Below are 24223 nucleotides of genomic sequence, written 5' to 3'. Positions count from 1 at the left end.
TTTTTTATTATTAATTTTAAACACCCCCTTATAATAATATTATTCTTATAAATTTAATTAGCAATATAAGTTCTTAATGCAAGTTATATCATTATTTTTCAGCTCTAGCTGATAAACAATACTCTTCAATTGAATCTGCAACTACCTTTGCATATGCCACTGCATGAACCACAGTATTCGCACCTGTTACAACATCTCCAGAAGCAAATACACCTTTTCTTGTTGTATGCCCTTTTTCATCAGTAAGTAATAATCCCCATTTGTTAGTTTCAAGTCCTGTAGTATTTGCTACTATATTCTTTCTTGGTGACTGACTTACTGCAATAATTATTGAGTCACATTCAAACACACCCTCAGTTCCCTCTAAAGTAACTGTATTAACTCTTCCATCTTCAGTGATCTCATTTTTAGTTTCAATATATTTAACACCATCTTCTGTTAACTCTATTGGTGCTTTAAATAATTCAAACTTAATTCCATCTTCTTTTGCTTCTTCTAATTCAAACTTTGTGCAAGGCATATTTTCAAATCCTTTTCTATAAAGTATATAAACTTCCTCTGCACCATTTCTTTTAGCAACTCTTGCTGCATCCATTGCAACATTTCCAGCGCCTATTACAGCAACTTTTTTGCCTAATTTATAAACATTTGGTGATTTTAAGTAGTCGATGGCATAATGTACATTTCCTAAAGATTCTCCTTTAATATTTAAAGTCTTAGGATTCCATACACCTGTACCGATAAATACAGCCTTATACCCATCAAAGAATAATTTATCTAATGTGATAACAGGTCCAATTAAAGTATTTGGTCTTATTTTAACACCTAACCCTATTAATATTTCTTCATATCTATCTATAATTGAATTCGGTAGTCTATATTCTGGAATACCATATCTAAGAACTCCACCAATCTTTTCATGGGCATCAAAAAGAGTAACCTTATATCCTCTTCTTGCTAAGATAATAGATAGAGTTATTCCTGCTGGACCAGCTCCAATTATAGCAATACTTTCATCTTTCTTTTCTATATCTTCGAATTTTAAGTTATATAAATATTCATTAGAAATATATTCCTCAATTTCACAAAAACTAACTGGCTCACTTTTTATTCCTCTTATACAATTTCCCTTACATTGATCTTCATGAGGACAAACTATAGCACATACTGATGATAACGGATTATTATCAAATAAAACTTTTCCTGCTTCCATTATTTTATTTTCTTTAAACATTTGTATGACTTCTGGAATTTCAGTACTTATAGGACAATTATTTTTACATCTTGGATTTTTACATAATAAACATCTATCTGCTTCTAATAATAATTTTTTCATCTGTACACCTCAAAATAAATAATTATTTAAATATTTCTAAAACATAGTTCTTAAAGTCTTCAAAAGTTCCTTTTTCACTTGTTGTCCCCTTATTAATCTTCTTATTTGTAAAATTAAATTCAACTTTTCCATAACTAAACATTGGGCTTAATATCATAATACAATCTTCATTTATACTAAAAATAGCCTTATTTATCATAGCAATTTTACATAATTCTAATAATGATACTTCATCAGCTAATTCTTTTTGGCTAATTTTATTTATTATAAAATTAAACAGCTTAAACCCACCATCTAAAGATATCATACTATCATTTTCAATATAAAAAACTTTATCTGTATTATAAAAGTATTTCATTTTTCCAAAGGATATAGTTCTAAACTCCTTATTAATCTCTAATCCACTTAAACAATATGCTTTTATGTTTTCTTCTACACTTTCCCAAGAATCACTCTTTGCACCAGCATTATTCTTTACCTCTTGTTTAAACTTAATAAAAGAATTTTCTATATCTTTATCATTATATATTACAGTTTCATTAATATATACATTAAACTCTCCATTTTCATATGTTAGCATTATTTTATTACTCATAATAGCCTCCTTTTTATAATAATAAATATTATAACATATTAATTATTAATATAATTCAAATTTACGTATAAAAAATAGTGTGTAATTATATTAAATATTAGCAATTTAATCTTAATTACACACCTTAATATATTTTTATTTTACTAATTTAGCTGTATCTCTTGCAATCATTAACTCTTCATTAGTTGGTATCACATACACCTTAACTTTTGAATCTTCATTGGATATTTCTTGTATTTCTCCTCTAATACTGTTCTTTTCATCATTTATAGTAAATCCAAAGAATTCTAATCCTTTTAATATTTCTTTTCTTGTTATCGATGAATTTTCTCCAATTCCAGCTGTAAATACTATAGCATCTACTCCCCCCATTGCTCCTGCATAAGCAGCAATTTGAGTTCTTACTTTATAGTAGAATATTTCTAAAGCAAGTGTAGCTCTCTTATTTCCTTCTTCACTTGCAGCTAAAACATCTCTAAAGTCTGATGACACTCCTGAAATACCCAAAACTCCAGATTTCTTATTTAATAATTCATCCACTTGCTCAATTGTATAACCATGTTGTTCAACTAAAAAACTAATAACTGAAGGGTCAATACTTCCTGATCTAGTTCCCATCATAACCCCTGCAAGTGGTGTGAATCCCATAGATGTATCTACAGATTTACCATTTTTAACAGCGGCTAATGAACATCCATTACCTAAGTGACAAGTAATTATCTTTAAATCTTTAATATCTTTATTCATTACTTCTGCAAGTTTATAAGATACATATTTATGTGAAGTTCCATGGAAACCATACTTTCTCACTCCATACTTTTCATATAATTCATATGGTAATGGACAAATATACGCATGCTTAGGCATTGTTTGATGGAATGCTGTATCAAATACTGCAACCATAGGAGTGTTTGGCATTAGTTCCATACAAGCTTCTATTCCAATAACATTTGGCGGATTATGAAGAGGCGCAAGAACTATACAATCTTTAATTGATTGTAATACATTTTCATCTATTAATATTGAATCTGAATACTTTTCTCCTCCATGAACAACTCTATGTCCAACAGCTGAAATTTCATCCATCGACTTAATAACACCATGGTTTGGATCAACTAATGCATCTAAAACTAATTTTATTGCATCCTTATGATTCTTTATATCTTCATTTATAACGTACTTTTCTTTACCCTCAACTTTTTGAGTCAATAAAGATCCTTCTATTCCTATTCTTTCAACTAATCCTTGAACTAAGCTTTTTTCAGTGCTCATATCTATTAATTGATATTTTAAAGATGAGCTACCACAGTTAATTACTAAAGTCTTCAAAATTTCTCAACTCCTCTTAATATTTATTATATATTTATATAATATCACTATTTTTCTAAAATACCTTAAAAGATTCATTATTCTATTTTATCTGAAAACTCTATAAATTATATAAATTTATAAATAAAAAACTTATATAAAATCTCTTTAAATTTAGTATCCATTTTTAAAGTAATCTTATACAAGTTTTACTATTTAATATTTTAACTTTTATTTAACTTTAAATATTTAATTTCATTATAATAAGGTTGTAGTTCTTTTATATTAGCTAGAATTCCTTCATATTCTGGGTAATCATTAATTATTCTTTTTATGCATCTAATACAAAAATCTTTTCTTTTAATATAATTCCTCTTCATAGAATCCTTATATCCCCAAGTATGAGTAAAGATTTTTTGCTTATTTCCAAACAAATCCTCTAAACTCATTATTTCTTTAATTGGTATATCCATTTTATTTGCACACATAGATAATAATCTTTGCTCTGCGAAAACCATATTAACTATTCTATCTTTTCCACCAATTAAATTTTCCATAAAATCTATTGCACATTTTGTATAATACTCTTTAAATTTTTCATCTGCTATATATGTAAATGCAGTATTACTAGGTAGTACACTCCAATCCCAATCTTTATCAAATATATAGCCATCTTTCATCTCAAAAAAATATTTATCAGGATACACTTCATTAGTGATTTTCTCTTTATGAATTGTACATATCTTCTGATTTTTTAAAATTTCTTCAATAGACTCCCATACAATAAAATCTGTATCTATCATAACGCAAGGTTCTTTTTGCGTTTTTAATGCATATATTTTCCCAGCAGCCCAAAACAAACTCCTATCAATATCATCTTTTATATTATTTAAGGATAAATCAATACCTAAATCCCATATTGAATCAATACCTAGGTTTTTATAGTATTCAGCTCCTACTTCATCAGTAATCATCCTTATAGCACCATTTTTTTCTCTCCATTTTAATGCTGAAATAATAGTAGTTAAAATTTCAAAATCTTCAATATAATATTCATTATGTGAATTCAATTCAAAAAATGGTGCTGTCCAATTAGAGTGAAATGCTTCTATCATTATATTTTTCCTTCCCTAGATAAATACTTTTTAAATAATATTTAATCCATATCCTCCAAATCCTGAAGTTGATTGACTCGATAAATTTATATTTTGTTCCTCTTCACTAAATTTTCTCTTCATAATTTCTAAAAACTCTGAAGCATAAGAAGTGCTATTTTCAACCTCATTAATCTTTCCATCAAAGTTTTTTTCCCACCCTAAACTTTTCTTCATCCCTTTCTCCTTTTCAAAAAAAATATTATAGCTAGTGGAAATACATTTATTTCCACACACTATAATATATTATATCTCTATTCGTTTAATAAGTCACGTATTACTCTTGTTGCATCCATATAAGAAGCAATAGATTTATCGTGGTTTAACTTATTTATTATTTTAGATACTAATTCTGACATGTCAACAGCTCTATACCAACTAGCATCTCTTAATGAATCTGGTATATATGTTAAATTAGTTGAATATACTCTTTTTATTATTCCATCTTCATGGAATTTATTAAACTTTTCAAGTCCTTCTGTAAAGAATCCAAAAGTTGTTGCTACATATACATTTTTAACATTTCTTTTCTTTAATTCTGTAGCTATATCTAAAACAGATTCACCAGATGCAATCATATCATCAACTATTAGTACATCTCTTCCTGCTACATCCCTACCCATATATTCATGTTGTACTATTGGATTTTTACCATTAACTATTGTAGAATGATCTCTTCTCTTATAGAATAATCCAACATCAACACCTAATACACTTGAATAATAGATAGCTCTATCCATAGCTCCAGTATCTGGACTTATAACAATAAGTTTGTCTTTATTTAATTCTAAATCTTCTTCTGTTTTAACAAGTGCCTTTACTATATCATATGTAGGATAGAAATTTTCAAATGATAATAATGGAATTGCATTTTGTACATTTGGATCATGAACATCAAATGTAAGTACTTCATTTACACCTAATCTTTCTAGCTCTTGAAGTGCTAATGCGCAATCTAAAGATTCTCTTCCCTTGCGTCTATGTTGTCTTGACTCATATAGTAATGGCATTATTACTGTTATCTTTGCAGCTTTACCTCTTATTGCTGAAACTGTTCTTTTTATATCTTGGAAATGTTCATCTGGACCTTTATGATTTACAAAACCAAACATTTTATATGTACAGCTATAATTTCCTATATCGCATAGTATATAAATGTCTTTTCCTCTAACACTCTCAGAAATTTTAACTTTTCCTTCACCATTTGAAAATCTTATTTCATCAATTGGTATAAGGTATGAATCATTAGTATTTCTTTTTTCTTGTATAAGCTTATCAATAGCATTCCCTAATTCTTTACAACTTTCTAATGCTATTATTCCTAATTCATGATTTAATTCAGCCATCAATTCTTCCCCTTTACATTAAATTATAAAAAAGCTCTAAACAATAATAGTATATACTATTACCACAAAATAATAAACACTATTTATTAATTATTATATTTTAATATTGATTGTTTAGATATTTTTTTATGCTATCATATTAATTAAATCACATTTTACTTTAGAAAGGAATAATTTATGAACGATTATTATTATGAAAAATTATTTAATATAAAAACTACAGGTGAACAGCAAGGTTTTTATGAGTCGCACCATTATAATAGATATGAAGCAACATCTTACACTGCTCTAGAAACTCTTTTTAAAGAATATCCCATAAAAAATACCGATACTATAGTTGATTTTGGTTGTGGCAAAGGTAGGCTTGCTTTTTATGCTAATTACTTTTTTGGTTCTACCGTTACTGGTATTGAAATGAATTCTAACTATTTTGATACTTGTATAAATAATAAAAAAACATATTCTAAAAATTCTAATAAGAATAAAGATAAAATAAACTTTATAAACATATTTGCAGAAGAATATAAAATTTCAAATTTTGATAATAAATTTTATTTCTTTAATCCATTTTCATTACAAATATTTATAAAAGTATTAAATAACATTTTAATTTCAATAGAAAATAATCCAAGAAGTATTGATTTAATTTTATATTATCCATCTGATGAATATATTGATTACTTGGATAACTACACAGCTTTTGTATTAAAAGACGAAATCACAATTTCCAATTTTTTTAAATTCGATAATAGACAAAAATTTTTAATATATACTTTTACATACTAAACAAAAAACAATGTTCTAAAACTCAACTTAGTTATTTAAGGCATACTATAAAAATAAAATAGAGAATAGCTACTTCTTATATAAAGCTGCTACTCTCTATTTTACTTTACACTTACTATAAATCTTATCAATTTCAATAGTTAAGTTAATAACTCAGTTCATCTTTTCTTTATTTTATTGCTCTTATATCATTTATTAATGCATTATCAGAATGAGTAGATAATATTTCTATAAATTTATCTACAAGTTCAGGGTCAAACTGTAATCCCTTACACCTTTTAAGCTCTTCTAATGCTTCATCATAACTTTTTCTTATATTATAAGGTCTACTAGATGTCATTGCATCAAAACTATCTGCAATAGTTAAAATTCTAGAAAGATAAGGTATTTCTTCTCCTTTTAAATTATACGGATACCCCTTTCCATCATATCGTTCGTGATGATGCAAAATTAATGGTATTACTTTTTCCAAACTTTTTACAGGTTTAATTATCTCAACACCATTTTCAGGATGTTGTTTAAGTTCATTCCACTCTTCATCCGTTAATTTTCCTTTTTTGTTTAGTATTTCTTTACTGATATTTATTTTACCTATATCATGTAAATATGCCCCATAAACCAAATTATTTTTATCTTCAATATCTAATCCTAGTCCCTCGGCTATAATTCTACTATAAATAACCACTCTCTCAACATGCCCATATGTATACCTATCTTTAGCATTTATTACACTAATTAAAGTTTTTATAGATGTTACAAGCTCTAGATCCTTTTCATCTATATTTTCTTTAATATCATCTAAAATAGATGTATATGTTTCAACCCTATTTTTTTTAAAGAATTTAGCTCTATATAATGCATCATCGGCATTTTTTATAAGCTCTATATCACTATTAGATTTTTCAGGATAAATTGACACTCCAATTGATGAAGTTATTTTACCATTAGGCTGATTTTCCTCGCCTTCAAAATATGTTTCTTCTATATTATTTCTTATTTTTTCTGCAATTAGAACTGCTGTTGCTTCATTAGTATTAGGTAAAATTACTGCGAACTCTTCTCCCCCATATCTAGCAACAATGTCATTAGTTCTTATGCAACCTTTAATAACCTCTCCTACTTTTTTTAATACATAGTCCCCTTTTTGATGTCCATACAAATCATTATAATGCTTAAAATAATCTATATCTATAAATATTAATGACACAAACCCACCATTTTTATTAACATCACTAATACTTTTTCTTAATATTTCATGAAAATATCTATGATTATATAACTCAGTTAGCCCATCAACATTTGCTATATTTTCCAATTTTTTAATGTGCTCACTTTCGATTTTAACATAAAAACCTAAAGGCCATGCCGTTAAAATGAATATTCCAGCTAAAATCAAGTCTGATTCAAAATAATTATTAACAATCATATTTGGAGCACTAAGAATGTCTATAGATAGTATTGTACAAGATGAAATTGTAGCTACTATAAGTCCTTGCTTCATTCCTGATTGTATTGTTGTAGTTATAATTATAAATAGAAATACAAACTTATATTTGCTTTCATGCGATCCACTAAGTAATATAATTCCAACAAATAAAATCATAAATAAACATGCTTCAATAATGTTTAAAATATTACTATACTTATTTTTAATTTTATTCTTCATTATAAATGACCATACAAAGTAAATAGAAACTAAAACTATTAATGGAATAAAAAAAGCTATCATAGCATAATAACTTTCAAGAGTTAAAATATTATGTTGTTGTACTCCTAATACATCATTATATAAAATTATTCCAACTAAAAAAAGCGAAGCTAATTTTACTACAGAAACTATTTCTTCTATCTGCTTTTGTTTGTGATTTTTTTCCTTAGTCATTTTAAATCCCTCTTATTAATAAGGGACTAATACAAATATACTGTATAGTCCCTTTTCTTTATTATTCTTCTCTTAAACATTCTGGTTCTTCAGGTTGATAAAAAGAAAAATAACATGCTGAAGTAGATATTACAGATGCAAATACTGTAGCTACTGCTGCTATTCCCATTAAAATTTTCTTTTTCATTATCCTCACCTCCTTTTAAATAAAATTAAGCTTAAATAGCTATCTATTTTACTTAATACCGTATTTCCTATATCAGTTAAAGAAAATACTTGCCATGCTAGTCCTATATATATACATAAAGAATAGATTAGTAAATAGTATTTATTTATATAACTATAAATTGTAATATTTAAAATAACTATAATCCCATAAATCATCAATATTCTTAGTGATTTCTTCTTTAATCTACTTCTTTTTGCTTCACTTTTTATTGGTTTTGCTAAGCTATCTACTGGTACTAATTTATTTATTGTTATGTACGACCATATAAACACTACTAATCCAAGTATGATTACAAATATTAAATTAAACTCTATTAATTTTATTAATAATGCAAAACCAACCCCCACAATTGTACCTATTATTGTACATATGCTTGGAGTGCTAGCATGGACACCTCCTGAACTCTTTCTTAATATACTTATTGTAAAAGTTATTATTAAAGCCTCAGTAGCAACATTAAATATGATTCCGAATATAAAAACAAATATTATAGAAATACTCATTTGAATAAATGCAAATATTCCATAATTTACAACACTCTTTTTTTCATTATCTAATTCTAATTCATTTGCAATATTATTAGAAATTTTTTCACATACAACATTAATAATATCCATTTCTAAGCTTGTTCCTTTTTCCTAAAAATATATAATATCCTATAACTATTGAAGCTAATATTAATAGTGATGGCAATCCATAAATTGTTTTTAATACAGGATTGCTTAATATCATAGTTAATCTATCTCCCAGTAAAAACTTTAGTATAAAAACATTGATTCCTTCAGAAGCAAATAATATTATTGCCATTATTATGGCGGCCTTTACTGAGGATATTATTTCTATTTTGTTTATACTATTTGAAATAATAGTCATAAAACTAATATTCAATATTGTATGAACCCCATAATTTATAGGTAATGCTCTTATAACAAACACAGCAACAGCCAAAAGTAAACTTGATAAAATATATATTTTTTTATCTATTTTAGTTTTTGAAAATGCATATGCCGCAAACATAAATACAAATACTTCTGGTATACTTCTTATTACGAATTCAAACATCGTTAATTTTAACATTTCACATCATCCTCTTTTGTTAATTTATTACTCTTAACTATAGATTTGTATATTATTAAAAACACAAAAATTCTTATCAATATATCTCCTATACTTAGTATGCTATATCCTAAATCTATGTAATCTGTTAGTATTTTTAAATTTGTTTGAGAATTTCCTAATATATGAAAATCATTGACTAAACCAAATCCTTCTGGCTTTGCATATCCTGTTATGTATGATAAGCTTGGAAAAACAGGCATAAAACCTCCATTACTCCTTATTGCTATATCGTTTAAAATTCCCCCTAAAATAACACAACCAGCTCCAATTATGGCTTCTAAATATATTTCATATTTAAATATTAATATTAAGTACATCATTAAATATATAGATTTTAATGATTGTAATAATCCTACTACTTCATAATTTCCTTTAAAAATCATAGTTTGTCCAATAAAATAGATAAACTCAAAAATAATAATAGGATATATTGTCCAATTTTTAAATAATAGCTTTATATCATATCTCTTTAATTTTGCTATTATTATTGCTATTAATATAGTTTCAAACATTGTTTCACCAAACTTATAAACCTTTTCTTAAAGAACTTTTTTGTAATTTTATTATATTATATCATTATTTTTCTACTTTTTTCTATATTTTTGCTATTTTTATTTCAAATTTATACATATAAACTATTTTTATTACATAAAAACATATATTTTTACATAAATTTTTCTATACATTTGAATATTTTCACTAAAATTTATTAAGTATGAAATAAAAAATAGCAAATATAGATTAAAATTCATAAACCATTAAGAGTTTTAACACTTTATAAATTTACATCTATAATTTGCCATTTCCAATTAAAGTTCTTTTCTCAAGAAGCTATTTTTTCCAACCTTAAATGGAATCTTAACCTTACACATCATTCCTGGGTGTGGACAGCCTTCAATAGCTTCTCCTTCTTCATTATAAAGTTCTTCAACTATAAAACTTTGCCCCATTGAACCAGGTGATAAAATTTCAACTTTATCACCTTTCACAAATTTATTTCTTTGCTTACATAAAGCAATTTGACTTTTCTCATCATATTCTTGAACTATAGCAACAACATCGTATTCTCTAACATGGTCATTAGTATGATATATTATTGCATCACTTTTAGGTTCATTAAAGAAAAATCCTGTATTGTATTCTCTATGACTAACTTTGTACATTTCCGCTAATAATTCTTTAGGTAACTTATAATTTTCTGGATCTTCATAATATAAATCAATTGCTTTTCTATAAGCATTAACAACTATTGCAACATAGTATTCACTTTTATTTCTACCTTCAATTTTTAGAGAAGAAATTCCTGCTTCTAAAAGTTCTGGTAAATGCTCTATCATACATAAATCTTTTGAATTCATTATATATGTACCATTTTCATCTTCTTCAATAGGAAAATATTCATTAGGTCTTTTTTCTTCTACTAAAGAATACTTCCATCTACAACTTTGAGCACAGGCACCTCTATTAGAATCTCTACCTGTCATATAACTTGAAAGTAAACATCTTCCTGAATATGACATACACATTGCACCATGAACAAAAACTTCTAGCTCTAATTCTTCAGGTATATGTTGTCTTATTTCTCTTATTTCTTTTAATGAGCACTCTCTAGCTAAAACCACACGTTCTGCACCTAATTCATGCCACATATTACATCCTTCATAATTTACTGTATTAGCTTGTGTACTAATATGTATTGGTAAATTAGTATTCTTTTGTACAGTTCTAAAAACTCCAAGATCAGATACTAAAACAGCATCTACTTTAGCTTCTTCTAGTTTTTTTAAAAATTCTGGTAACTGTTCTACTCCTTCATTTCTTGGCATTACATTTACTGTACAATATATTTTTTTCCCTAATTTATGAGCAAACTCTGCTCCTTCTTTTATTTCTTCAAATGTAAAATTTTGCGCTGCTGCTCTTAAAGAAAAAGCTGATCCTCCGAAATAAACTGCATCTGCTCCGTACTGAAATGCTATCTTTAACTTTTCTAAACTTCCAGCTGGCGCTAATAGTTCCGGCTTTTTATATTTTACTGTCATAAAACTTCATCCTTTTACTTAAATTATATTATATGATTATTATATACCACTATTAATTTAATTCAACGAAAAACTAATATGGTACCACTCTTAATAAAATTTATACCACAAGTGGCTCTTACCATTATATAATATTTCTAATACAATAATAATATAGAGTTAAGAAATAATCGGGGTGTTAGTATGGAAAAAATAATGAGACCTGTATGGGCTGAAATAGATTTAGATGTAATTGCAAATAACATGAAAAATATAAAAAAATTAGCTGGTAATAAAGAAGTAATGGCTGTTGTTAAAGCTGATTGCTATGGTCATGGAGCTTCAGATGTAGTTCCTTGTCTTTTAGAAAATGGTGCTTCTAGGCTGGCTGTTGCAATGCTTACCGAAGCAATTGAACTCAGAAAAAATAATATTACAGCACCTATAATGATTCTTGGATATACACCAAACTACCTTGGTGAAGAATTAATTAATTATGATATAGAACAAACTATTTATGATATAGATTATGCTAAAGAACTATCTGATTTGGCTTTAAGCATGAATAAAAAAGCTAAAGTACACATTGCCTTAGATACTGGTATGGGTAGAATAGGATTCATGCCTAATTTGGATAGTCTTAATAAAGTTATTGAAATATGTTCTTATAAAGGCTTAGACGTTGTTGGTATATTTACTCACTTCTCAAGCTCTGATGAGAAAGATAAAAGCTATACAGAATTTCAATTTAATAAAATAATAGAATTTGTTGATAGACTTAAGGAATATGGTATTGATATCCCATTAAAACACGCTTCAAACAGCGGAGCAATCATAGACATGCCTAATACTTATTTAGATGCTGTAAGAGCTGGAATTATAATATATGGATACTATCCATCTAACGATATTAACAAAGATAATTTATCAATTAAACCAGCTTTAACATTAAAGGCTAAGATTGCTCATGTTAAAGAAGTAGATAAGGATAGCTATATTGGTTATAACAGAACTTTTAAAACAGAAAGGAAAAGCGTTATTGCAACTATTCCAATTGGATATGCTGATGGATATATAAGAAAATTAAAACACGAAGCTAAAGTAATAGTTAATGGAAAATTTGCCAATATAGTAGGAAATATCTGCATGGACCAATTTATGATTGATGTTACCGATATAGAAAATGTAAAAACTGGTGATGAAGTAATTCTTCTTGGTGAAACTGATAAGTTAAAATTTAATGCTGATGATCTTGCTAAATGTGCAGATAGTATTAACTATGAAGTTCTTTGTCTATTAAAAAACAGGGTTCCTAGAGCCTATATTAAAAACGGCGAAATAATTAATGTTAAAAACAACGTATAATAGAGTTATATTGATAATAAGCGTGATACCGAAAAATTTATAATATTTAGAAGGAATAGACCTAAAGGTTAATATTCCTTCTATAAAATTTAATTATATTTTATCTAAGTAGTCTTCGTACCCTAATTCTTTCATTTTATCCTTAGGTATAAATTTTAGTGCTGCTGAATTTATACAATATCTTAATCCACCTAATTCATTAGGGCCATCTGGAAATACATGCCCTAAGTGTGAATTTCCATAATTACTTCTAACCTCTGTTCTAAACATTCCATGGCTAAAGTCTTCCACTTCCTTTACATACCCTTTATTTATAGGCTTAGAAAATGCTGGCCATCCGCATCCTGAATTAAATTTATCCCTTGATGAAAATAATGGTTTTCCTGTTACTATATCAACATAGATTCCTTCTTCAAAATTATTATTATACTCATTATCAAAAGGTGGTTCAGTATAGTTTTTTTGTGTTACCTTATATTGCATATATGTTAAATTTTCTCTAAGTTCATTTTTCTTTTCATCAGATACCTTCCATGTATTCTCTATAAAATCTTTTCTACCAGATCTAGAATAATAAAGCTTATATCTAAATGGATTCTTTTTATAGTAGTCTTGATGATATTCTTCAGCTTCATAAAACTCTTCAGCTTTTAATATTTTAACTACAATTGGAGCATTAAACATTCCGCTATCATTTAGCTCCTTCTTATATGCCTCTGCTATTTTCTTCTGATCATTATCAGTATAAAATATTGCTGTTTGATAACTTTTACCTCTATCATTAAATTGACCACCTTCATCCGTTGGATCAATACTCATAAAAAAAGCTTCAACTAATTCAACGTATTTTATTATATCTTCATCATATGTTATCTCTACAGCTTCATAATGACCTGTATCTGTTCTACATACCTGTTCATATGTTGGATTTTTTATATGTCCGCCAGTGTATCCTACTACTACCTTTTTTACACCATCATATGAATCAAATGGTTTTACCATGCACCAAAAACATCCTCCAGCAAAAATTGCCCTTTTAATTGAACTCATAATCGTTCCCTCCTTCAATTAATTATTGAAACTTCTTCCACTCTATAAATTCAATCATCTTCTTTTTATTTTCCTCAAATTGAATTAACCTATTTACATTTGCACCTGATGGATGGGGAAAGCCAATAAGAATTTGATTTTCACTTAATATTCCCTCGTCCTTTAACTTTAATAAAACTTCTTCAACAGCCTTTCCTAAAGGTATTAATAATATATTTTCTTTGTTATTTAAGTTATTAAATTCATCTATAAAATTATTGTATACATATCCCATTAAGAATTTACTTTTAATAAGCTTAGGTGTGTGTCCTGTATAATTTTCCTTATTTATAAAAACAGGATATGGAATTAATGATACTGTATGCAATAATGAATCACTTTCATCAAATAACTGGCTACAACTCTTTACACGCACAGCTTCATTTAATTTTATATCATCTAACATTTTTATAATATTTTTTCTTAAACTTCCACTAAATCTAGCTTCAACTTTACATTTATATTGAATTTCATTAATACTCTTATTTTTTTCTAATTCCTCTCTTGCTGTTACAATAGCTTTGTTCATTTGTTGAAATCCTGGAGTTATTCCTACTATAAATATCTTAGCATTTTTATTTAAATATTCATTATGGGGTGCATAATATATCTCTATATTATTTTCTTTATCAATTAAAAATTTATCTATTAGTAATTCATCCTTTGTATATTTACTTTTTAATGGTAACTCCTTTATAAAGTCCTTATAATATATCAATGTTTTATTCATATTTTGCCTCTTTATCTATTGATTTAATACTTAATATTATCTATTTAAATATTATCACCTATCTATAAGTATTAATGTATCAACGTAATTTAAATAAAAAATTAAAGCTACCCTTAACTGAGTAACTTTATAACTATCTATCTTTCTATTCAATTATCTAATATCCCTTACCCCTGCTTCTTCATCTGAAATTGGAATTAAAGTATCAATAAATAATCCCTCACTTCTTTTTGCATAAAAATAAATATCACTTCCTAAATGTAGCTTTTTACTATATTCATTCTTCATTATCTTATACTTTTTATTATTATATGTTTTTCCAAAAAAATATTTTTTATTCTCTTTTCTTATGATTACCCTGTAAAGCACGTATTATCCCCAACCTTCACACTTTGTTATTTTTATGTAATTTAAAATTAATTTACTATTAGCTAATAATAAAAAAGCCACCCTAAAAGAGTAGCTTAGATAAATATAAAATCACTAAATAAATATGATTCTAACATTCAAGAAAAAGTATAATTACTCTTTGCAACTGGCTGACATAATTTTTACTTTAGTCCCTATAGCTTTGCGTCCTTAAGTTTCCTTAAGTTTGCCTATTAAATTTTGCTTTTGAATTATACCATATTACCCTATACATTTCAATATTTCCACAATTATACTATTTAAATTTCCTAATATAAAATGTATCTTCTAAGGGTAGTTTAGTTCTAAACTTTCCATCTAACTTATAATATGCCCCTTGAACAGCTGGTGCTGTTGGAATACATGTTATTTCTCCAACTCCCTTAGCTCCATAAGCAAGCTCTACATTATTTTTTTCAATTATTATGCTTTCTATTTCAGGAACCATATTTGATTTAAACAATCCCAATGTTCCAAATTTAGCTGTAGGAACTCCCTCCTTCAACGGATAGTCTTCTGTTAATGCATATCCAAGTCCCATAACTACTCCACCTTCAATCTGCCCTTCAATATTTAAAGGATTTATTGCCTTTCCTACATCATGAGCTGCAATAACCTTTTCAACTTTTCCTTTTTCATTTAATATAACTACCTGAGTTGCATAGCCATAAGCAACATGACTTATAGGATTTTTTTTAGCACTTCCCATATTATCAGTTTCTCCATTATATTCACCATAAAACTCCAGCCCATTAATCTCTTTTAAACTTCTTGTTTTAAGAGCATTTTTCAATTTTATAGCAGCTATTCGCGTTGCTTCTCCAGTAAATAATGTTTGTCTTGAAGCTGTGGACGTTCCAGCATTTGGCGTTAATTTAGTATCTGGTTTTATCCACTTTATTTTATCTATAGATATTCCGGTAGCTTCACATACTATTTGAATCAGTATAGTTCCTACTCCTTGTCCCATACAAGCAGCTGATGTTTTTATAATAATTTCTTCATCTTTAACTTCCAAAACACTTCTACCTATATCTGGTATCCCTACTCCTATACCTGAATTTTTAAATGCACATGCTATGCCTACATATTTATTATTTTCATACTGATCTCTAACTGCTAATAAAGTTTCTTTTAAAGCAGTTCCTTTATCTACAATTTGTCCATTGGGAAGCTCCTGACCTGGTTCTATGGCATTTCTCCATCGAATTTCCCACGGTGATATTCCTACTAATTCTGCAAGCTTATTTATATTTGATTCATTTGCGAAAGCTGATTGTGTTACTCCAAATCCTCTAAATGCACCTGCCGGAGGATTATTGGTATAAACCGCCACTCCTTCAACCTCTATGTTTTGATAATTATATGGACCTGATGCATGGGTACATGCCCTTTGTAATACTGGACCTCCTAGTGATGCATAGGCTCCTGTATCTGAAACTATTCTCGCTTTCATTGCAGTTAATTTTCCATTTTCATCACAAGCTGTAGTAAATTCCATTTCCATAGCATGCCTTTTCGGATGAACTTTTATACTTTCATTTCTACTCAATGTCATCTTTACAGGTTTTCCTGTTAAAAAGGCTAATAATGCTGCATGGTGCTGGCAACTCATATCTTCCTTGCCACCAAAACCACCACCAACATACTTAGAAATAACTCTAATTTTACTTTTTTCCACACCAAGCAAAGAGGAAATCTCATTTAAATCATCATATACAGATTGAGTGCCTGTATAAACTAATAATTGCTCATCTGTTGGAACTGCCAATGCACTTTCTGGCTCTAAAAAACCATGCTCAGTAAATGGTACTGAATATTTATTTGTTACAACATACTTTGATTTTTTTATTGCCTCATCTACATTTCCTCTTTTTAGCACTTCTTTAGCTAATATATTTCCATCTTTATGAATTTTATCTGATTTACTATTCATAGCCTCTTTAGGTGAAGTTATTGGCTTTAATATTTCATATTCAACTTTTATTAAATTTACTGCTTTTCTTGCAATTTCTTCACTCTTAGCTACTACCAAAGCTATAGTATCTCCAACATACCTTGTTTCTTCTCCAACAGCAATTAAAGCAGGCCAATCTTTTTTCAAATGTCCACAGTATATCTTCCCTGGAACATCATCTGCTGTAACAACCTTAACTACTCCTTCTAATTTAATAGCGTCTATATAATCTATATCCTTTATAAATATTCTAGGATATTCCGGCCTAAGCGCAACAGCATAAAGCATTCCCTTAACCTTTAAATCATCACAATATCCGTCAATTGCAAGTATTTTATTTTCTGCATCTATCCTTCCTAGTCTATCCCCTATCTTCCCGTTACATTCTTCTTTAATTTCTTTATTTTCTCGCAATATTTTTGCGGCCATTAAAATTCCTTCTTCAATTTTTTTATACCCTGTACATCTACATATATTCCCTAAAAGTGATTTTTTTACTTCTTCTTCTGTCGGATTCATTGTTTTCTTTAACAAAGCTGTTGCACTTATAATCATTCCTGGTATACAAAACCCACATTGTACTGCACCTACTTTTTTAAATGAATATACAAATACTTCTTTTAATTTATTATCTAAACCTTCAAGAGTTTGTACTTCCTTGCCAGCAACATTTTTTCCTTTCAATACACATGCCTTAATAGCTTTATTATTAACTAATATCATACAGGCACCACAAGCACCTTCTGAACATCCATTTTTAACTGATATTAAATTTTTATCATTTCTTAAAAATTTAATTAAAGATTTATCCTCTTCTATTTGGCACAATTCGCCATTCAATAAAAAGCTGACCATATTTCACACTCCGACTTCATCATTTATATTGAATTTTCAATGCACCCCTTGGACATCTTGTAACACACAAACCACATCCAAAACACTTATTCTCATCTATTTTAAGCTTGTCTTTTATATCAATTGCTTCATATACACAGCTTTTTTTACATTTACCACATCTTACACATTTGCTATAATCAACACTTGGACAAATTGCAGTAGTTCTAACATTCCTTTCTATAGATTTCCTATGTGCTAATGATATAATTTCTTTTACATCTAAATATCCATGAGCATCTAAAAATTCATTTAATTCATTTGTAATTTTTCCATATATATCTGCTCCACTTAATATAGCCTGGGTACATACTTGTACCGCACTAGCCCCAGCCATCATCATTTCAGCTACATCTCTACCACAAGATACACCTCCAACACCTATAATAGGAATCTTAACAGCTTTAGTTGCTTCATAAATATTTCTTATAGCAATAGGCTTTACTGCTGAACCTGAAAGCCATCCATATCCATTCTCACTTCCCATAATCGGATATGCAGTTTCAGTATCTATTTTCATACAAGGTCCTAATGAATTAATCATCACTAATCCATCTGCACCTTCTTCTTCTAGACCTTTTGCAATGGTTTGTATATCAGTATGAGGACTCAATTTCATAAACACCGGACAATCTAAAGCTTTTTTTGCCGCTTTCATCGCATTTATAATTGGCTTTATATCTGTTCCAATATAATGAGTTGATAACTCAACTGCATCTGCATAAGGCTTTATAAGTGGTACAATTTTAGAAATCTGTTCTTCTGTATAGCCTATACTAATTATAATCGGTACTTTTGCTTCTTTAGCTTTCTTATATTCCTTACTAATCCATTGCTCCTTAGGTAATTCTGACCATAGCTCTGTATTTAAGAATCCAGAATTTATACTAGCCATACATGGTCTTGGTACCTTAGCAGGTTCTAATGATATAGTTTTAGTAACTACTCCTCCAGCTCCACCTTTAACAGCTCTAATACAAGCCTCTCCATTTCTAGATCCAGGTCCTGCCGCAGTAAACACTGGGTTCTCAAAATTCATTCCCAATATATTCACACTTAAATTAGCCATGACTTTTCCTCCCATAATTAAAATCATTTGAATAACCTAAGTTAACACCCATTTTAAATCCGTTTCCATAATTTCTTTGCTACTTCTCTTGATTTTTCATAAATTAATTTTTCATCAATATTTAGTATTTTTCTATTTTTCATAACTATTTGTCCATTTATTATAGTTGTATCAACTACTCCACCACTTATTCCAAATAAAATATGAGAAAAATAATTTTCTTTATTTATTGGAGTCATAGGATTATAATCTACAATAATAATATCTGCATAGGCATTTTCCTTTAAAACTCCTACTTCTTTATTAAAATATTTTGATGCAATTGTACTATTATTAAAAAACATTTTTTTTGTTTCTAAAAATCCAATGTTTGAATCACATAAATTATTCTTATTAACTATATTTTCTACCTTAATTGATTCAAATACATCATTAGTATATCCATCTGTTCCTATGCCAACTAACATATCTTTTTTTATCATCTTAATGACTGGGGCACATCCCACAGCATTATTCATATTTGATTCCGGTGCATTAATTACATTAGTATTTGTATGCTTCAATATATCAATTTCCCTTTCATTTATATGCACACAGTGAATTGCCAATGTTTTCTTTCCTAATATTCCATAATCCATTAATCTTTCAACTACTCTTTTTCCACTAATATTTAAACTATGATATAAATCATCAATTCCTTCTGCTACATGTATATGATATCCTGCATCTACACCTTCCATTGCCTCTACACAACTTATAATACTATCTTGATTTAAAGTAAAAGATGCATGCATCCCAAAAATCCCCTTTGTCATATCGTCCTTCTTGTTTTTTGCATATTTAATAAAGCTTACATTTTCTTTTATACCTTCGTTCAGTATTCTTTCACCATCTCTATCAGATACCTCATAACAATAACACCCTCGAACTCCAAGAATATTGGCTACATTTGATATTTCTAATAAACTTCCTTCTATGGCCATAGGACTTGCATGATGATCAAAAATAGTAGTAACTCCATTTTTTATACTTTCAATTAAAGTTGTATATGCACTATATTTTATATCCTCTAAAGTTAGCTTTTTATCAATTTTCCACCAAATGTTTTTTAATATATCTGTAAATGTTTCATTTCTTACTCTGTTTATATTTAAGCCTCTAGCAAATGCACTATATATATGATGATGCATATTTATAATACCTGGCATTATAATTTTCCCATTAACATCGATAAATTCCATATCTTTATATTTATTTTTTATATTATCTGTTTCTCCAACTTCCTTTATTATATTTCCATCTATTACAACACAGCCATTACTAATAAATTCATTGTTCATATTATTAGTTATAACTATTCCATTTCCAACTAAAAACATATATTCATCTACTTTCATTTAAAATATTTGAACACTTAATTAAGCTTTTAACAACTTTATTATTTTGCCTAACTAAAACTAAATTCCCCACACTATCTTTCTATATTTCTCTGGATCTGTATCGCCTTCCGTACTAAATAAAAGTATCTTAGATTCTTTATTTAACTTTAGTTTCTCCTTTAATTCATTATATTTTGAATTATTCATTATTTCATAAAGCACGCCTAATGTAACCGCCCCTGATTCACCAGATACAATTCTACTATCATCACTAAGTGGATTACCTAAAATCCTCATTCCTATTTCCGAAATATAATCTGGTGCTGATACAAACATTTGACTATGATTTTTAAGTATCCTCCATCCTATAATATTGGCTTCACCACAAGCAAGACCTGCCATAATAGTATTCATATCACCTTTGACTTTTCTAAGCACTCCATCATTAGCTACTGCAGATTTATATAAACAATTAGCTTTACTTGCTTCTATAATAGTTATTATTGGAGCTTTTTCTTTAAAAACAGCTTTAAAAAAGCCTTGAACTGCTCCTGCTAATGATCCAACACCAGCTTGTATAAATATATGTGTAGGTTTTTCTATACCATAGTTGTTTAATTGTTCTAAAGCTTCTAATGCCATCGTTCCATAACCTTGCATTATCCAAGTTGGAATATCTTCATAACCTTCCCATGCTGTATCTTGAATTATTACTCCATCATGTTCATTAGCATACTTAGCTGCAAGCCTTACATCGTCATCATAATTCATATCAGTTATATACGCTTCTGCACCTTCATTTTTTATATTTTCTAATCTAGTTAAAGAAGACCCTTTTGGCATATAAACAACAGATTTTTGTTTTAATTTATTTGCAGTCCAAGCAACTCCTCTTCCATGATTTCCATCTGTAGCTGTAACAAATGTAATCTTTCCAAGTTCTTCTCTAACTTCATTAGAAATTAGTTTTTCATATGGTAATTCTGAAATATCTTTATTAAGAATTTGAGCTAAGTACTTAGCCATTGCAAAAGATCCACCCAATACTTTAAATGCATTTAATCCAAATCTATATGATTCATCCTTAACATAAATTCCATCTACACCTAAATACTTACTCAAATTATTCAGATTAACTAAAGGAGTTTCTTTATATTGTGGAAAACTTTTATGAAAATCTCTTACCTTATTTATGGATTCTTTATTAAAAGGTTTCAATATCTCCTCTTCTTCATCTTTAGGCAAAGTATTTTCCTTCCACTTTATTTTCTCTTTCATTCTTTCCCCCATAAAATATATAAATTTTGAATATAATAGTTCAACATTTTTAGTATTACTCTTATTTATAATTAACTATTCTTGTACCTGTTTTTCCTTCTATCCCTTCTTTAGCCTTTTCTAGTAATGTTATTAAAGCACGTCTTCCTTTTCTAGAAGATACAAACTCTATTGCTGCTTCTACCTTTGGTCTCATAGAACCTAATGCAAAATGACCTTCATCTAAATATCTTTTCATTTCCGTTATACTTACTTCATCTAGCCATTTTTCATTTTCTTTTTGAAAATTTATAGCAACCTTTTCTACTGTAGTTAATATAATAAGACAATCTGCATCTATTGATTTTGCTAACTGACAACTTGCTAAATCTTTGTCTATTACAGCATGTACACCTCTTAAATGATTTCCTTCCCTTACAACTGGAATACCACCTCCACCACATGCTATAACAATCTCTTCTCTTTCTAATAATGCTTTAATAGTATCAATTTCAACTATCTCTATAGGACTAGGTGATGCAATAACTCTCCTATATCCCCTACCTGAATCTTCTATTATATTTTCACCTTTTTTTATAGCACTAATAGCTTCTTTTTTTGTCATAAATCTTCCTATTGGCTTGCTAGGATTTCTAAATGCATTATCATTTTCATTTACCTCAACTTGAGTAATTATAGTTGATACACTCTTTTTTATATTTCTATTGAGTAATTCCTCTCTTATAGAGTTTTGTAAATCATATCCTATATATCCCTGACTCATTGCAACACATACAGACATTGGACATTTACTATACTTATTATTTACTTTACTTAGCTCATTCATAGCTGCATCAATCATTCCAACCTGTGGTCCATTTCCATGGCATACTACTACTTCATTTCCTGCTTCAACTAAATCTACTATAGCTTTAGCCGTAATTTTTAGTTCTATCATTTGTTCTGATAATGTTTCACCTAAAGCGTTTCCCCCTAAAGCAATTACTATCCTTGCTTTTATACGCACCACAACCCTTCATGTAAAAATATCTTAACTTTTTCATTCACTCTATTTCTTCTCTAGAAATCTATTGAAATTTACGTAATTTATTGTTTCTTTCTAAAGCTTCTAATACACTTTGAGGATTTTTTATTTTGCTTAAAAATATCATAGCAGCAATAATATATGGTTTAAAACTTGCTTGTTTATATAATGAAGTTCTATATCTATCGAAAACAGAAGCACTTACTTCACCTTGTGCACAACTCACCATACTTATGTCTGCTGGTAGGCAATGCATATATATAGCTTTTCCATTCCTTGTGGTTTTAATTAATTCTTCTGTACACTCCCACTCTTTATGTTTTGCATTTTCTAATAATAATTGTGATTCTAATTCATCTATACCATCAAAGTCACATTTTTCATATAAATCAGTACGTTTTTCCATTGCCTTGAAAGGTGCCCAACTTTTTGGATATACAATATCTGCATCCTTAAATGCTTCTTCTATAGAATTAGTTTTTCTAAAAGAACCGCCTGATACCTTAGAATTTTTTACTGCAATTTCTTCTACTTCACTCATAATTTCATATCCCTCTGGATGAGCTAATACAATATCCATGCCAAATCTACTCAAAAGACCTATCACACCTTGAGGTACTGATAATGGTTTCCCATAGGATGGTGAATATGCCCAAGTCATAGCTAACTTTTTCCCCTTTAAATTTTCTATCCCTCCATACTCATTTATTAAATGAAGAGTATCTGCCATTACTTGTGTTGGATGATCTATATCACATTGTAAATTAATTACCGTTGGTATTTGTTCTAAAGTTTTCTCCTTATATCCTTCTCTTATAGAATTAGAAACTGCCCTCATATACTTATTTCCTTTTCCAATATACATATCATCTCTAATTCCAATTACATCTGCCATAAACGAAATCATATTTGCAGTTTCCCTTACAGTTTCTCCATGTGATATTTGCGACTTTCCCTCATCCAAATCTTGAACTTCAAGACCTAAGAGATTACATGCAGAAGCAAAACTAAATCTTGTCCTAGTTGAATTATCCCTAAACAAAGATATGCCTAAACCACTGTCAAAAATTTTTGAGGAAATATTATTTTCTCTTAATTTTCTTAAAGCCTCTGCTACTATAAATACAGATTTTATTTCATCATAAGTTTTTTCCCAAGTTAATAAAAAATCATTATTATACATATTTTTAAAATTTAGCTTATTTAATTCTTCAATATAGCTAGTCATTAGATCCATTTTTATCACCCTTTTCA

23 protein-coding genes and 1 riboswitch are annotated in these 24223 nt (G+C 28.3%); of the genes, 2 read left to right on the top strand and 21 right to left on the bottom strand.

Annotation, left to right across the window (positions count from 1 at the left end; translation table 11 throughout):
- Window positions 1-91 precede the first annotated feature (91 nt).
- The 6 genes from LPC13_RS08290 to LPC13_RS08265 form a co-directional block, all read right to left on the bottom strand.
- Complete coding sequence (locus LPC13_RS08290) at window positions 92-1336, bottom strand: NAD(P)-dependent oxidoreductase (protein WP_005211358.1); 1245 nt, start codon at window positions 1334-1336, stop codon at window positions 92-94.
- A 22-nt stretch (window positions 1337-1358) separates the two neighbouring features.
- Window positions 1359-1931 carry a hypothetical protein gene (locus LPC13_RS08285; protein ID WP_005211365.1) on the bottom strand — a complete coding sequence of 191 codons (573 nt, stop codon included), beginning with the start codon at window positions 1929-1931 and terminating at the stop codon, window positions 1359-1361.
- A gap of 135 nt (window positions 1932-2066) precedes the next feature.
- On the bottom strand, window positions 2067-3260 hold the full coding sequence (locus LPC13_RS08280; RefSeq protein ID WP_040418792.1) for an acetate kinase: 1194 nt from the start codon (window positions 3258-3260) through the stop codon (window positions 2067-2069).
- 203 nt (window positions 3261-3463) lie between these two features.
- A complete protein-coding gene (locus tag LPC13_RS08275; protein ID WP_195244148.1) occupies window positions 3464-4354 on the bottom strand; it encodes a DUF6734 family protein in 891 nt (296 codons plus the stop codon).
- 30 nt (window positions 4355-4384) lie between these two features.
- Window positions 4385-4570 carry a hypothetical protein gene (locus LPC13_RS08270; protein WP_040418794.1) on the bottom strand — a complete coding sequence of 62 codons (186 nt, stop codon included), beginning with the start codon at window positions 4568-4570 and terminating at the stop codon, window positions 4385-4387.
- A 77-nt stretch (window positions 4571-4647) separates the two neighbouring features.
- Window positions 4648-5739 carry a ribose-phosphate pyrophosphokinase gene (locus LPC13_RS08265; protein WP_005211372.1) on the bottom strand — a complete coding sequence of 364 codons (1092 nt, stop codon included), beginning with the start codon at window positions 5737-5739 and terminating at the stop codon, window positions 4648-4650.
- A gap of 177 nt (window positions 5740-5916) precedes the next feature.
- Here LPC13_RS08265 and LPC13_RS08260 point away from each other — a divergent pair, with 177 nt between their 5' ends.
- Window positions 5917-6525 (top strand): class I SAM-dependent methyltransferase, encoded by a 609-nt coding sequence (locus LPC13_RS08260; protein ID WP_005211375.1) that lies wholly within the window; start codon window positions 5917-5919, stop codon window positions 6523-6525.
- A 169-nt stretch (window positions 6526-6694) separates the two neighbouring features.
- Here LPC13_RS08260 and LPC13_RS08255 read toward each other — a convergent pair whose 3' ends face one another.
- From LPC13_RS08255 to LPC13_RS08230, 6 genes are all read right to left on the bottom strand, one after another.
- Complete coding sequence (locus tag LPC13_RS08255; protein ID WP_195244147.1) at window positions 6695-8407, bottom strand: bifunctional diguanylate cyclase/phosphohydrolase; 1713 nt, start codon at window positions 8405-8407, stop codon at window positions 6695-6697.
- Window positions 8408-8468: 61 nt separating this feature from the next.
- Complete coding sequence (locus tag LPC13_RS08250; RefSeq protein ID WP_005211387.1) at window positions 8469-8594, bottom strand: cyclic lactone autoinducer peptide; 126 nt, start codon at window positions 8592-8594, stop codon at window positions 8469-8471.
- A gap of 5 nt (window positions 8595-8599) precedes the next feature.
- Window positions 8600-9253 (bottom strand): accessory gene regulator ArgB-like protein, encoded by a 654-nt coding sequence (locus tag LPC13_RS08245; RefSeq protein WP_005211389.1) that lies wholly within the window; start codon window positions 9251-9253, stop codon window positions 8600-8602.
- On the bottom strand, window positions 9240-9713 hold the full coding sequence (locus tag LPC13_RS08240) for a hypothetical protein (protein WP_005211390.1): 474 nt from the start codon (window positions 9711-9713) through the stop codon (window positions 9240-9242). Before LPC13_RS08240 ends, LPC13_RS08245 begins: the two co-directional genes overlap by 14 nt.
- On the bottom strand, window positions 9707-10267 hold the full coding sequence (locus tag LPC13_RS08235) for a DUF5317 family protein (RefSeq protein WP_005211392.1): 561 nt from the start codon (window positions 10265-10267) through the stop codon (window positions 9707-9709). Before LPC13_RS08235 ends, LPC13_RS08240 begins: the two co-directional genes overlap by 7 nt.
- A gap of 297 nt (window positions 10268-10564) precedes the next feature.
- Window positions 10565-11797, bottom strand: a complete 1233-nt coding sequence (locus tag LPC13_RS08230) for a peptidase U32 family protein (protein ID WP_005211396.1) — start codon at window positions 11795-11797, stop codon at window positions 10565-10567.
- Between the two features lie 183 nt (window positions 11798-11980).
- Between LPC13_RS08230 and alr the strand changes: the two genes are divergently transcribed.
- Entirely contained in the window at window positions 11981-13141 is a 1161-nt protein-coding gene (gene alr / locus LPC13_RS08225) for an alanine racemase (RefSeq protein WP_005211398.1), read from the top strand.
- Between the two features lie 93 nt (window positions 13142-13234).
- Here the strand turns inward: alr and msrB are convergent, their stop codons facing one another.
- The 9 genes from msrB to ygeW form a co-directional block, all read right to left on the bottom strand.
- A complete protein-coding gene (msrB, locus tag LPC13_RS08220) occupies window positions 13235-14191 on the bottom strand; it encodes a peptide-methionine (R)-S-oxide reductase MsrB (protein ID WP_005211400.1) in 957 nt (318 codons plus the stop codon).
- Between the two features lie 22 nt (window positions 14192-14213).
- Window positions 14214-14960, bottom strand: coding sequence for a hypothetical protein (locus tag LPC13_RS08215; protein ID WP_195244144.1), 747 nt, complete (start codon window positions 14958-14960; stop codon window positions 14214-14216).
- Between the two features lie 153 nt (window positions 14961-15113).
- A complete protein-coding gene (locus LPC13_RS16980; protein ID WP_267955949.1) occupies window positions 15114-15248 on the bottom strand; it encodes a hypothetical protein in 135 nt (44 codons plus the stop codon).
- Between the two features lie 239 nt (window positions 15249-15487).
- Window positions 15488-15570, bottom strand: a riboswitch (cyclic di-GMP riboswitch).
- Window positions 15571-15624: 54 nt separating this feature from the next.
- On the bottom strand, window positions 15625-18180 hold the full coding sequence (xdh, locus tag LPC13_RS08210; RefSeq protein WP_234088742.1) for a selenium-dependent xanthine dehydrogenase: 2556 nt from the start codon (window positions 18178-18180) through the stop codon (window positions 15625-15627).
- Window positions 18181-18199: 19 nt separating this feature from the next.
- Window positions 18200-19288, bottom strand: coding sequence for a 4Fe-4S binding protein (locus tag LPC13_RS08205; protein ID WP_040418798.1), 1089 nt, complete (start codon window positions 19286-19288; stop codon window positions 18200-18202).
- Window positions 19289-19341: 53 nt separating this feature from the next.
- Entirely contained in the window at window positions 19342-20667 is a 1326-nt protein-coding gene (ssnA, locus tag LPC13_RS08200) for a putative aminohydrolase SsnA (protein WP_040418815.1), read from the bottom strand.
- 78 nt (window positions 20668-20745) lie between these two features.
- Window positions 20746-21945, bottom strand: coding sequence for a diaminopropionate ammonia-lyase (dpaL, locus tag LPC13_RS08195; protein ID WP_040418800.1), 1200 nt, complete (start codon window positions 21943-21945; stop codon window positions 20746-20748).
- 61 nt (window positions 21946-22006) lie between these two features.
- Window positions 22007-22945 carry a carbamate kinase gene (gene arcC / locus LPC13_RS08190; protein WP_040418817.1) on the bottom strand — a complete coding sequence of 313 codons (939 nt, stop codon included), beginning with the start codon at window positions 22943-22945 and terminating at the stop codon, window positions 22007-22009.
- Between the two features lie 67 nt (window positions 22946-23012).
- Complete coding sequence (ygeW, locus tag LPC13_RS08185) at window positions 23013-24206, bottom strand: knotted carbamoyltransferase YgeW (protein ID WP_040418801.1); 1194 nt, start codon at window positions 24204-24206, stop codon at window positions 23013-23015.
- Between the last annotated feature and the right edge of the window lie 17 nt (window positions 24207-24223).

Origin of the sequence: Clostridium celatum (genome assembly GCF_021412605.1) — a bacterium.
GTDB lineage: Bacteria > Bacillota > Clostridia > Clostridiales > Clostridiaceae > Clostridium > Clostridium celatum.
The sequence above is the reverse complement of the archived record's forward strand: the minus strand, read 5'-3'. Positions and strand labels throughout refer to the sequence as shown.

Bases quoted from the DNA above. Each gene is read 5' to 3' on its own strand.
- LPC13_RS08290 (WP_005211358.1), bottom strand. From the start codon at position 1,336: ATGAAAAAATTATTATTAGAAGCAGATAGATGTTTATTATGTAAAAAT.
- LPC13_RS08285 (WP_005211365.1), bottom strand. From the start codon at position 1,931: ATGAGTAATAAAATAATGCTAACATATGAAAATGGAGAGTTTAATGTA.
- LPC13_RS08275 (WP_195244148.1), bottom strand. From the start codon at position 4,354: ATGATAGAAGCATTTCACTCTAATTGGACAGCACCATTTTTTGAATTG.
- LPC13_RS08270 (WP_040418794.1), bottom strand. From the start codon at position 4,570: ATGAAGAAAAGTTTAGGGTGGGAAAAAAACTTTGATGGAAAGATTAAT.
- LPC13_RS08265 (WP_005211372.1), bottom strand. From the start codon at position 5,739: ATGGCTGAATTAAATCATGAATTAGGAATAATAGCATTAGAAAGTTGT.
- LPC13_RS08260 (WP_005211375.1), top strand. From the start codon at position 5,917: ATGAACGATTATTATTATGAAAAATTATTTAATATAAAAACTACAGGT.
- LPC13_RS08255 (WP_195244147.1), bottom strand. From the start codon at position 8,407: ATGACTAAGGAAAAAAATCACAAACAAAAGCAGATAGAAGAAATAGTT.
- LPC13_RS08250 (WP_005211387.1), bottom strand. From the start codon at position 8,594: ATGAAAAAGAAAATTTTAATGGGAATAGCAGCAGTAGCTACAGTATTT.
- LPC13_RS08245 (WP_005211389.1), bottom strand. From the start codon at position 9,253: ATGGATATTATTAATGTTGTATGTGAAAAAATTTCTAATAATATTGCA.
- LPC13_RS08240 (WP_005211390.1), bottom strand. From the start codon at position 9,713: ATGTTAAAATTAACGATGTTTGAATTCGTAATAAGAAGTATACCAGAA.
- LPC13_RS08235 (WP_005211392.1), bottom strand. From the start codon at position 10,267: ATGTTTGAAACTATATTAATAGCAATAATAATAGCAAAATTAAAGAGA.
- LPC13_RS08230 (WP_005211396.1), bottom strand. From the start codon at position 11,797: ATGACAGTAAAATATAAAAAGCCGGAACTATTAGCGCCAGCTGGAAGT.
- alr (WP_005211398.1), top strand. From the start codon at position 11,981: ATGGAAAAAATAATGAGACCTGTATGGGCTGAAATAGATTTAGATGTA.
- msrB (WP_005211400.1), bottom strand. From the start codon at position 14,191: ATGAGTTCAATTAAAAGGGCAATTTTTGCTGGAGGATGTTTTTGGTGC.
- LPC13_RS08215 (WP_195244144.1), bottom strand. From the start codon at position 14,960: ATGAATAAAACATTGATATATTATAAGGACTTTATAAAGGAGTTACCA.
- LPC13_RS16980 (WP_267955949.1), bottom strand. From the start codon at position 15,248: ATGAAGAATGAATATAGTAAAAAGCTACATTTAGGAAGTGATATTTAT.
- xdh (WP_234088742.1), bottom strand. From the start codon at position 18,180: ATGGTCAGCTTTTTATTGAATGGCGAATTGTGCCAAATAGAAGAGGAT.
- LPC13_RS08205 (WP_040418798.1), bottom strand. From the start codon at position 19,288: ATGGCTAATTTAAGTGTGAATATATTGGGAATGAATTTTGAGAACCCA.
- ssnA (WP_040418815.1), bottom strand. From the start codon at position 20,667: ATGTTTTTAGTTGGAAATGGAATAGTTATAACTAATAATATGAACAAT.
- dpaL (WP_040418800.1), bottom strand. From the start codon at position 21,945: ATGAAAGAGAAAATAAAGTGGAAGGAAAATACTTTGCCTAAAGATGAA.
- ygeW (WP_040418801.1), bottom strand. From the start codon at position 24,206: ATGGATCTAATGACTAGCTATATTGAAGAATTAAATAAGCTAAATTTT.